Origin of the sequence: Pseudomonas sp. (assembly GCF_049590575.1) — a bacterium.
In the GTDB taxonomy this organism is placed as follows: Bacteria; Pseudomonadota; Gammaproteobacteria; order Pseudomonadales; family Pseudomonadaceae; genus Aquipseudomonas.
Map to the genome: position 1 here is coordinate 1 of NZ_JBAWDE010000202.1, position 7,394 is coordinate 7,394.

The 7,394-nt window shown below is 57.4% G+C and carries 8 protein-coding genes; 1 reads left to right on the forward strand and 7 read right to left on the reverse strand.

Features of this window, described 5'->3' with window-relative positions:
• The 7 genes from WBR57_RS13635 to hmpA form a co-directional block, all read right to left on the reverse strand.
• Positions 1 to 505, reverse strand: a 505-nt coding sequence (locus tag WBR57_RS13635) for a UbiA family prenyltransferase (RefSeq protein ID WP_424084259.1), incomplete at its 3' end; no start/stop codon positions are given.
• 11 nt (positions 506 to 516) lie between these two features.
• Entirely contained in the window at positions 517 to 852 is a 336-nt protein-coding gene (gene cyoD, locus WBR57_RS13640) for a cytochrome o ubiquinol oxidase subunit IV (protein ID WP_060754364.1), read from the reverse strand.
• Positions 852 to 1,478, reverse strand: coding sequence for a cytochrome o ubiquinol oxidase subunit III (locus WBR57_RS13645; RefSeq protein ID WP_424084260.1), 627 nt, complete (start codon positions 1,476 to 1,478; stop codon positions 852 to 854). The genes cyoD and WBR57_RS13645 overlap by 1 nt, the downstream gene beginning before the upstream one ends.
• Before the next feature lie 3 nt (positions 1,479 to 1,481).
• Entirely contained in the window at positions 1,482 to 3,500 is a 2,019-nt protein-coding gene (gene cyoB, locus WBR57_RS13650) for a cytochrome o ubiquinol oxidase subunit I (RefSeq protein ID WP_424084261.1), read from the reverse strand.
• A 3-nt stretch (positions 3,501 to 3,503) separates the two neighbouring features.
• Positions 3,504 to 4,445 carry a ubiquinol oxidase subunit II gene (gene cyoA, locus WBR57_RS13655; RefSeq protein WP_424084262.1) on the reverse strand — a complete coding sequence of 314 codons (942 nt, stop codon included), beginning with the start codon at positions 4,443 to 4,445 and terminating at the stop codon, positions 3,504 to 3,506.
• Positions 4,446 to 5,236: 791 nt separating this feature from the next.
• Positions 5,237 to 5,743, reverse strand: a complete 507-nt coding sequence (locus WBR57_RS13660) for a disulfide bond formation protein B (RefSeq protein WP_424084263.1) — start codon at positions 5,741 to 5,743, stop codon at positions 5,237 to 5,239.
• Between the two features lie 207 nt (positions 5,744 to 5,950).
• Positions 5,951 to 7,132 carry an NO-inducible flavohemoprotein gene (hmpA, locus tag WBR57_RS13665; protein ID WP_424084264.1) on the reverse strand — a complete coding sequence of 394 codons (1,182 nt, stop codon included), beginning with the start codon at positions 7,130 to 7,132 and terminating at the stop codon, positions 5,951 to 5,953.
• 147 nt (positions 7,133 to 7,279) lie between these two features.
• Here hmpA and WBR57_RS13670 point away from each other — a divergent pair.
• Positions 7,280 to 7,394 (forward strand): hypothetical protein (locus tag WBR57_RS13670; protein ID WP_424084265.1); only part of this gene is annotated, 115 nt, incomplete at its 3' end.

Sequence of the window (7,394 nt, forward strand, 5' to 3'; positions counted from 1 at the left end):
ACATCACCAGTAGCGTCAGCGCGGCCATGTCGAAGCTATTGGTTACAGCCACATAACCAATCACCGGCGGCATCGCCCCCGACAGACTGCCCACCAGCGTGCCGTGAACCGACTTGCGCTTGAGGTACAGGCTGTAGAGGCCGACGTAGATGACAAAGCCGATCACGGCAAACAGCGCCGCCAACGGGTTGGCCACCTTGTACAACAGTGCCACACCGGCAACACCCAGGACGGTCGCGTAGATCAGTGCCAGTTTCAGGGAGATGAGGCCCTGTACCAGCACACGATTCTTGGTGCGTTCCATCTTGATATCGATGTCACGGTCGATGCAGTTGTTGAACACACAACCGGAAGCTACCACCAGGGACGTGCCGATCATTGCAGCCAGGAAAATGGCCAGATCGACATGCCCCTTGGAGGCCAGGAAGAAACCGCCCGCCACAGAAAGCACGTTACCGAAAATGATCCCCGGTTTGGTGATTTGGATAAAGTGCTTAAGCGACATCGGGTCTTACCTCACTTCGCCATCATGTAGGTGTGGATGCTGAACATGATCCACAGCGACAGACCAACCAGCAGAACGATCACCAGGCCTGCGAACACGAACGCGATCACGTTCTCACGCTGGGCCGCCGAGCGGTCCAGGTGCAGGAAGTAAACCAGGTGAACCAAAACCTGAATCACCGCGAACGCCAGGACGATCATCAAGGTGATCGACTTCGGCAAGGTTGGGTACATCACCAGGCCGAACGGGATCAGGGTCAGGATTACCGACAGGATGAAGCCGATAGCGTAAGACTTGACGCTACCGTGGCTTGCATCGTGGCTGTCATGGGAGTGTGCATTAGCCATTACAGGGTCCCCATCAAGTAGACGACGGTGAATACGCAGATCCAGACCACGTCCAGGAAGTGCCAGAACAGGCTCAGGCAGCTCAGGCGAGTCTTGTTGGTGTTGGTCAGGCCGTGTTTATTGACCTGATACATCATCACCGCCATCCACAGCAGGCCGGCGGATACGTGCAGACCGTGGGTGCCTACCAGCGTGAAGAACGCGGACAGGAAGCCGGAACGGTGCGGGCCGTAGCCTTCGGAGATCAGCAGGTGGAACTCGTTGATCTCCATGCCGATGAAGCCCAGGCCGAACAGGAAGGTCAGTGCCAACCAGCTCAGTACGCCCTTCTTGCTGCCCTTGAAGAAGGCCAGCATGGCGAAGCCGTAGGTGATCGAACTGAACAACAGCAAGGCGGTTTCGCCGAGCACGTAAGGCAGTTCGAAGATGTCGTGGCCCGAAGGGCCACCGGCAGTGTTGTTTACCAGTACCGCGTATACCGCAAAGATCGACGCAAACAAGATGCAGTCGGTCATCAGGTAGAGCCAGAAACCGAAGACGGTCGTCGGGCCCGAGTCGTGGTGATGGTCATCGTGCCCATGGTCATCGACATGGGCGTGTCCAGCATTGGTCACTAAGTTCGACATGGTTTAAGCCTGTTCCAACGAGGTTTCAACACGGTTGGCCGGGATTTTCTTCTCGGCTACCAGGCGAGCGTGCTGCTCGGCTTCGATGCGCTCGATCGTTTCGACCGGCACCATGTAGCCTTGATCATCACGTGCTGCGTGAATGATGAAGTAACCGATAGTGCCAACCAGGCTCACGATTGCCAGCCACCAGATGTGCCAGATCATCGCGAAACCGAACACGGTCAACAGCGCGCCCATCACCACGCCAGTGGCGGTGTTGTTCGGCATGTGGATCGGCTCGTAGTGCTTCGGTTGCTGGTACGCAGTACCGTCTTCCTTGGCTTCGGTGAACGCATCAATGGTGTTCGCAGTAGGGATCACGGCGAAGTTGTAGAACGGCGGTGGCGACGAAGTCGACCATTCCAGGGTGTGGCCATTCCATGGGTCGCCGGATTCGCACATGTTCTGCTTGCGATCACGCACGCTGACATACAGCTGGATCAGTTGGCAGGCGATGCCCACAGCGATCATTACCGCACCGAACATGGCGACGTACAGGTACGGCACCCACTCAGGGTTGGTAGTGGCGTTCAGACGACGGGTCATGCCCATGAAGCCCAGTGCATAGAGCGGCATGAACGCGACGAAGAAGCCCGAGATCCAGAACCAGAATGCAGCCTTGCCCCAACCTTCGTGCAGCTTGAAGCCGAACGCTTTCGGGAAGTAGAAGCTGAAACCAGCGATGTAACCGAATACAGCACCACCGATGATCACGTTGTGGAAGTGAGCGATCACGAACAGGCTGTTGTGCAGTACGAAGTCAGCACCCGGGATGGCCAGCAGTACGCCAGTCATGCCGCCGATGGCGAAGGTCACCATGAAGCCCAGGGTCCACAGAACCTGGCTGGTGATACGCAGACGGCCGTGGTAGATGGTGAATAGCCAGTTGAATAGCTTCACCCCCGTCGGGATCGAAATCAACATCGTCGCCAGGCCGAAGAAGGCGTTGACGCTTGCCCCCGAACCCATGGTGAAGAAGTGGTGCAGCCACACCATGAAGCCCAGTACAGAGATTGCGCCCGATGCGTAGACCATCGAGTGGTGACCGAACAGGCGCTTGCCGGTAAAGGTCGAGATCACTTCAGAGAAGATACCGAACGCTGGCAGGATCAGGATGTACACCTCAGGGTGACCCCATGCCCAGAACAGGTTCACGTACATCATTGGATTGCCACCAAGTTCATTGGTGAAAATGTGGAAATCCAGGTAACGGTCAAGCGACAGCAGCGCCATGGTAGCGGCCAGGATCGGGAACGAAGCCACGATCAGGACGTTGGCCCAGGTGCAGGTCCAGGTGAAGATCGGCATGTCCATCAGTTTCATGCCAGGGGCGCGCATTTTCAGGACGGTGGCCAGGAAGTTGACCCCCGTCAGTGTCGTCCCGAGTCCTGATAACTGTAGCGCCCAGATGTAGTAGTCCACACCTACGCCAGGGCTGTACTGAATGCCCGACAGCGGCGGATACGCAACCCAACCGGTCTTGGCGAATTCGCCGACACCCAGGGACACGTTGATCAGCACCACGCCGGAAACCAGCAGCCAGAAGCTCAGGGAGTTCAGGAACGGATAGGCAACGTCACGCGCACCGATCTGCAGCGGCAAGGCAAGGTTCATCAAGCCGGTGAAGAATGGCATCGCCATGAAGATGATCATGATCACACCGTGGGCGGTGAAGATCTGGTCATAGTGTTCAGGCGGCAGGTAGCCTGGCGAACCCTCGGTGGCCATGGCCAACTGGGTACGCATCATGATGGCGTCGGCAAAACCACGCAGCAGCATGACCATGGCAACGATGACGTACATCACGCCGATTTTCTTGTGGTCGACCGACGTCAGCCACTCGGTCCACAGGTAGGTCCACTTCTTGAAGTAAGTGATACCTGCAAACAGTGCCAGACCACCCAGCGCGATCATGGCGATGGTCACCATTACGATCGGCTCGTGGAACGGGACCGCATCCCAACTTAATTTACCAAACATCGTTTACTCCTCTGCCCCAGCAGTTGAATGCGCGCCTGTGTCAGAACCTTCAACCACGGCCACTTCTTTCTTCTCGTGCTTGACCGGCTTGCCTGGCTTCATACCTTCGTACTTGTCGACGATTTTCTGAAACAGGTTCGGCTCGTACGCGGAGTACAGGGCGACTGGGTTGTTCTGGCTTGGTTTGGCCAGGGCTTCGTATTCAGCTTGATCAAGCTGTTTAGGTGCGGCCTTGACTTTGGCTACCCAGGCGTCGAAATCTTCCTGGCTAGTCGAGATCGCTTTGAATTTCATGCCGGTGAAGCCAGCGCCGCTGTAGTTGGCGGAGATGCCTTCCATTTCAGCTTTCTGATTGGCGATCAGGTGCAGACGGGTCTGCATGCCTGCCATCGCGTAGATCTGGCCGCCCAGGGCAGGGATGAAGAACGAGTTCATCACGGCGTCGGAGGTGATCCGGAAGTTCAGCGGAGTGTGTTCCGGGAACTGGATCTGGTTAACCGTGGCGATACCCAGGTCCGGGTAGATGAACAGCCACTTCCAGTCCAGCGCGACAACCTCGATGTTGATCGGCTTGGCGTCGGATTCCAGCGGACGGTACGGGTCCAGTGCGTGGGTGGACTTGTAGGTCACATAACCCAGGGCAATGATGATGAGGATCGGAACCAGCCACACCGCGATTTCGATCTTGGTGGAGTGCGACCACTTCGGCGCGTAGGTAGCGCTGGTGTTCGACGCGCGGTATTTCCAGGCGAAGGCGAAGGTCATGATGATCACAGGGACCACGACCAGCAGCATCAGCAGGGTGGCGGTGATGATCAGGTTTCGTTCATCCAGACCGACCTGTCCTTTTGGGTCGAGCAAGGTCCACTTGCAGCCTCCCAGCATTAACATCATGCCAAGCAGCGGCAAAAAGCCTAGTAATCGGGGGTACCTGTTTTTACTCATCTCACGACCTCTAAAGCAGCTTGCGCAATGCAGTTGGGTTTTGATCGCCAACACTTCACCCTGCCAAGGGTTGGCATTTCTCTTCGATTGAATAAGAGCCTGCCCGTTACGTCATAACTGTACGTTTCACGGACCTGCGGTGAGTTCTTATTCGATTTCGTGGTTAAAGGCCTTGTTACAGACCAATTCCATTTGGTGCGGATAGTTGAAAGGCTGCCGGAACCTTGGGGTCGCACAGAGCCATCCATCTGCCCCTCGACCGCTCCAGTGCTCAAATATTGAACGGCACCGGACATTCAGTGCGGGCGATTGTAGTTAGCTAGCGATGTATAAACCATGTCTTATAAAGAAATAATTTTTATCGATTACAGCAATAATCCTTCACCATTATTGCAACGGTTCGCGATCTTATCGCGTTGGATTCTCAACAAAAACCACAAAAATTGCCTAGTTATTACCCAATGTGTCTCTTCCCACACCCCCCGCAAGGGCATGGAAAACGGATGCAAGCCCCCATAAAACAAGGCATTGGGACATCACCCCGAAGCTCGAACGGCGCGGGCGTTCCGACAGATCTTCGAGCACGAACTGACAGCACAAATTGACCGGTTGGTGCAAATTTAAGCGTCCGTTTGGCCGGTCAGAATCGTCCTGCGGCAGCGTCCGTGTGACAACATGTCGCACGCTGTACACACCTGAACTTGCCGCTCGTCACGGTCCCTTCACAAAAGCCTACAGACAAAAACGCCCCGGCCCACCTTCAGCAAGGACCGGGGCGTTTCAGTAAAGGTTCAACCCTTGCGCTGACGATTCCGATAGATGCCCAACGGCACCAGAATCACGGTCAGCACAAATGCCACCAATGCCCATTGCGCCAGTGACAGACCGAGCACTGGCGGGTAGGGAGTACTGCAGAAGCCGTCGACCTGGAAGCCCAGCGGGAACACCTTGGCCAGGGGCAGGTCGTCGACGATGGGTTGCAGCACATCAATGCCGCAGCTGACTTGAGGGAAGAACTGGGTGTACACATGGTGGCCTGCTGCCGCCACGCCGCCGAGGGCGCTGAGCACCACCAGGCCTTCAAACAGCGTGATCGCACCCTTGGTGCGCATGGCTGCGCCGATGAACGCGAAGATCGCGATCAAAAGCAAAGCGTAGCGTTGCAGGATGCACAGCGGGCACGGCGCCTCCCCCAGCACCACTTGCATATATAAAGCACCGCCGATCAGCGCCAGGCAGATGATGCCCAGCAACACCAGAAAGCGCCGCTCCCTGCCTAAACGCAATTCGTCACTCATCCCCGTTTCCTTTTTGGTTTTGCCAATGGCGGCAAGTTTACACACAGAGAGTGGTTTAAACAGAGGGGGGTTAACAGCGGATTAATCGGGAGCAATAGAGAACTGAATGTGGAGCGGGCTTGCGCGCGAAGGCAGTGTGCCAGTCGCCGGATAGGCTTCTGATCCACCGCCTTCGCGAGCAAGCCCGCTCCCACATTTCTTACCGCGTTATTCCAGCGCCGCCGCCGGGCCGAAGAACTCATAGCGCGCCTGCTTCTCAGGCACGCCCAGGGCCTTCAAGTGGCGCTTGATGGCAGCCATGAAGCCCTTGGGGCCAAGGAAGTAGGCGTCGAGGTCGCGCTGCTCGGGCAACCAGGCTGCCAGCTGTTCCTGGCTCAGCAGGCCGACTTTATCGGCTGCCGGGCTGACGCCATCATCCTCTGCATAGCAGTAGAATCGCTTGAGCTGCGGATGCTGGGCAGCCAGGCCATCGACCCAGTCGCGGAACGCATGTACCCCGCCGTTACGCGCACAGTGAATAAAGTGCACCGGGCGCTGAGTGGCCAGCGCCGCCTCGAGCATTGGCAGGGTTGGCGTGATGCCCACGCCGCCGCTGATCAGCACCAGTGGCTTGTCGCTGGCCGCCAGGGTGAACTCACCCGAAGGCGGGAACAGGTCGATGGTCGCCCCCACGTGCAGTTGGTCATGCAGGTAGTTGGAAACACGGCCGCCGGCCTCGCGCTTGACGCTGATGCGGTACTGGCCCGCATCGCTGAGGGCAGACAGGGAATAGTTGCGGCGCACCTCCTCCCCATCGAGCAGCAGCTTCATGCCGATGTACTGGCCCGGCGAGGCGTTGAGGATCGGGCCTTTATCTACAGGCGCGAAATAGAAGGAGATGATTTCGGCACTCTCCTCCACACGCTTCACCAACTTGAATGGCCGCGCACCGCGCCAGCCGCCGGGGGCCTGGGCTTTCTCCTCGTAAATGGCCGCCTCGGCGCCGATCAGGATGTCCGCCAACTGGCCGTAGGCCGCGCCCCAGGCACTCATCACCTCTGGAGTGGCAATCTCGCTGCCCAGTACTTCGGAAATCGCCCGCAGCAGGCAGGCACCGACGATCGGGTAGTGTTCCGGCAGGATCTGCAAGGCCACGTGTTTGTTGATGATCTTCGCCACCAGGTCACCCAACTGGTCCAACTGGTCGATATGCCGCGCGTACATCAACACGCCATTGGCCAGGGCGCGGGGCTGGTCACCGCTGGCCTGGTGAGCCTGGTTGAACAGCGGGCGCACTTCGGGATACTCGGCGAGCATCATGCGGTAGAAATGGGTGATCAGCGCTTCGCCGCCGCTTTCCAGCAGCGGCACGGTGGATTTGACGATGGCACGGTCTTGGGCACTAAGCATGGGAGCCTCCTGGGCTTCTTTACTGAATGCTCTTGTGTACTCAGTATTCGTGCCAACTTATAAGTTGTTGCTTTTCAACAACTTAAATAATTTGTAGTCGATATGACTCACAAGGTTATATAGTCATATGGACTACAAGGAGTCTTTATGACTGCGCAATCACTGCTCACCACCCTGCTACCCCTGGTCGCCGACCTGTCCCGCGAGCTGCCCGAAGGCGAGCGTTACCGCCGCCTGCTGCAAGCCATGCGCGCCCTGCTGC